Annotated in this window: 3 protein-coding genes and 1 pseudogene; 2 read left to right on the top strand and 2 right to left on the bottom strand. The window is 33.9% G+C overall.

Annotated elements, in window-relative coordinates; genetic code table 11:
• Positions 1-375, bottom strand: a pseudogene (locus ACIQ2S_RS12235) (electron transfer flavoprotein subunit alpha/FixB family protein); the annotation flags it as partial.
• 104 nt (positions 376-479) lie between these two features.
• Positions 480-1,226 (bottom strand): electron transfer flavoprotein subunit beta/FixA family protein, encoded by a 747-nt coding sequence (locus ACIQ2S_RS12230; protein WP_396176389.1) that lies wholly within the window; start codon positions 1,224-1,226, stop codon positions 480-482.
• A gap of 233 nt (positions 1,227-1,459) precedes the next feature.
• Between ACIQ2S_RS12230 and ACIQ2S_RS12225 the strand changes: the two genes are divergently transcribed.
• Positions 1,460-2,479: a pyruvate dehydrogenase complex E1 component subunit beta gene (locus ACIQ2S_RS12225; RefSeq protein ID WP_396176391.1), complete on the top strand. Its 1,020-nt coding sequence runs from the start codon at positions 1,460-1,462 to the stop codon at positions 2,477-2,479.
• A 67-nt stretch (positions 2,480-2,546) separates the two neighbouring features.
• Positions 2,547-3,411 (top strand): DUF5686 family protein (locus ACIQ2S_RS12220; protein WP_396176387.1); only part of this gene is annotated, 865 nt, incomplete at its 3' end.

Genomic DNA, 3,411 nt, shown 5'->3' with positions numbered 1-3,411 from the left:
AGGAGCGGTGCTCAAAGGTAAACCAACCACATTTGAAGTATATCCGGCTTCTAAACCTACAGCAACTAATGGTGCAAGGTAAATACTGTCGGTAGTTGATGAAAGTACAATTACTTTTGCACCTTCTTTTTGGGCAGCTTGTTTGATGGTGTCTGCATAAGCTTTTGCGTTAAAAGCGGCCAATTTGTCGTTGGTGACTTTTAATACTTTATCAACTCCGTAATTTGATAATTCTGAAATATCAGAAGCGTTTATTGTTACGGCAGTTACTGTTGTTCCTAATGATTCCGCTACTTTTTTAGCATAAGAAGCTAATTCAAAAGCTACTTTTTTAAATTTTCCTTCAGCTGATTCTGCATATATTAATAATGACATAATTTTTTAGTTTAAAAAGGTTTAAAAGTTTAAAATAGTTTAAAATCTTTTAAAATTTAAGTGTTTTAATTTTATACTGAACACTAAATTTTGAACACTGTTTACTAAATTACCTTTGCTTCGTTGTGTAAAAGATTTACTAATTCATCTAAATTGTCTGCACTTACCAATTTCACAGCAGATTTTGGTGCCGGTTTTTCAAACTTTACGGCTTTTGTATTTACTGTACTTGCTACCGGTTCCAAAACTGTTAATACTTTGGTTCGAGCAGTCATGATTCCTCGCATATTAGGAATGCGTAAATCTTTTTCTTCAACCAAACCTTTCTGACCTCCAATGATTAGAGGTAATGAAGCGGATAAAGTTTCTTTTCCACCGTCAATTTCTCTGATTGCTGTGGCAGAAGTTCCTTCTACTTTTACATCTATACATGAATTCACAAAGTTATATCCTAAAATTCCGGCAAGCATTCCGGGAACCATTCCTCCATTGTAATCTAACGATTCTTTACCACAAATAACCAAATCATATTGGCCGTTTTTAACAACTTCTGCCAATTGCTTTGCAACAAAAAAACCGTCAGTTGGGTTGGCATTGATTCGGATTGCTTCATTTGCTCCAATGGCTAATGCCTTTCTTAATGTTGGTTCTGTATCGGCTCCTCCAACATTTACAACGCTTACATTTGCAGCTTGTTGTTCTTGAAACCATATAGCTCTGGTTAATCCAAATTCATCATTCGGATTGATTACAAATTGTACGCCGTTGGTGTCAAATTCTGAATCGCCGTTTACAAAATTAATTTTTGAAGTAGTATCAGGTACATGACTGATGCAAACTAATATTTTCATAAAAAAGTTTTAGATTATTTTAAGGTCACGAAAGTACAAATTAATTTTCTAATTATTGTATGCGTGCATAATAAATTTTCAGTATTATAACGATTTCGGAGGCTATTAAAGTGTGGAATGGAAAGATTAACAGATTTTTTGTGAGAGAATTCAAAATATGTGAATTTGAAAATCAATCATTATTATGTAATATTTTGCAATAAAAATATGCCTTTAAGTGATTTTTAATTTTTATTTTTGCGTTTCGATATAAAGTCTTAAAAGAAAATTTCTATATGAAAACAATTCAGTTTAGAGAAGCTATTTGTGAAGCAATGAGTGAAGAAATGCGTCGTGATGAGAGCGTATATTTAATGGGGGAGGAAGTTGCAGAATATAATGGTGCTTATAAAGCATCAAAAGGAATGTTAGATGAGTTTGGACCCAAGCGAGTAATAGATACCCCAATTGCAGAATTAGGTTTTGCGGGAATTGCAGTAGGATCAGCAATGAATGGTTGTCGCCCCATTGTAGAATTTATGACTTTCAACTTTTCTTTGGTTGGAATTGATCAAATTATTAATAATGCCGCAAAAATGCGTCAAATGTCTGCCGGGCAATTTTCAATGCCAATGGTGTTTAGAGGTCCAACTGCTTCTGCTGGTCAGTTAGCTGCAACCCACTCACAAGCTTTTGAGAGCTGGTTTGCAAACACACCCGGATTGAAAGTAGTTGTTCCATCGAATCCATATGATGCAAAAGGATTGTTGAAATCTGCAATACGTGACAACGACCCTGTTATCTTTATGGAGTCTGAGCAAATGTATGGTGATAAAATGGAGGTTCCCGAAGATGAATATACGATTCCGTTGGGAGTTGCAGATATAAAAAGAGTAGGAACGGATGTAACCATTGTTTCTTTTGGAAAGATTATTAAAGAAGCTTTCTTAGCAGCAGAAGAATTAGAAAAAGAAGGTATATCCTGTGAAATAATCGATTTAAGAACTGTTCGTCCAATGGATTATGAAGCGATTCTTACGTCTGTCAAAAAAACCAATCGTTTGGTGGTCTTAGAAGAAGCTTGGCCTTTTGCAAGTGTTGCCTCTGAAATTACTTATATGGTTCAGGAAAAAGCGTTTGATTATTTAGATGCACCCGTTCAAAGAATCACCACTGCTGATACACCTGCACCCTTTTCGCCGGCATTATTAAAAGAATGGTTGCCAAACTCTAGCGATGTGGTGAAAGCGGTTAAAAAAGTATTGTACAAGTAAATATTTAACAACTATATTTGAAACTTCATCATGCAATAATTGATGAAGTTTTTTTTTAAAACTTGCTATGCAATTTAAAAGAATTTTCTTTTTATTTTTTCTTTTCTCATCTTCAATCGTTGCTCAAACAAAAGTGAGTGGCGTAGTGTTGGATGAAAACAAGCAGCCTGTACCATTTGCAAATGTCTATTTTAAAGATTCATCTGAGGGTTTAATTACTAATGAAAATGGGCGTTTTTATTTGGAATCCAAAAGTTCGTACACAACATTGGTTGTTTCTTTTATTGGATACGCAACCCGTGAAATTAAATTAATTAAACCGGTTACCTATAATTTGGAAGTCAAGCTTGAAGAAGGAGAGGTATTAAGAGAAGTTGTTTTGGTTTCGGGAAAGCAATCCAAAAAGAATAATCCGGCTATCGATATCTTACGCAAGATTTGGGAACGCAAACGAAAAAACGGATTGCGACAATTTGAACATTATCAGTACGATAAGTATGAGAAAATAGAATTCGATTTAAACACTATCGATAGTGCTTTAATGGCAAGCAAAATTTTTAAAGGAATGGAATTTATTTTTGAAAAAGTGGATACCTCAGGAATTACCGGTAAAACGTATCTACCCATTTTTATCAATGAATCAATTTCTGAAGTTTATGGAAATAACGATATACAAAAGGAAAAGGAAATCTTAAAAGCCAATAAAAATTCAGGATTTAGTAACAATCAGAATATTATTGCATTTGTCAATGATTTGTATGCTGACTATGATATTTATGATAATTATTTGAAGTTCTTTGACAAAGATTTTGTGAGTCCGTTGTCTAGAACAGGAATCGATGTCTACAATTATGCCTTGGTAGATAGTATGTTTATAGATAAGAAGTGGTGTTATAACATCGTATACTATCCAAGAAGAAAAGGTGAATTAA

It is taken from the genome of Flavobacterium sp., from assembly GCF_044371705.1.
Lineage (GTDB): Bacteria > Bacteroidota > Bacteroidia > Flavobacteriales > Flavobacteriaceae > Flavobacterium.
The sequence above is the reverse complement of the archived record's forward strand: the minus strand, read 5'-3'. Positions and strand labels throughout refer to the sequence as shown.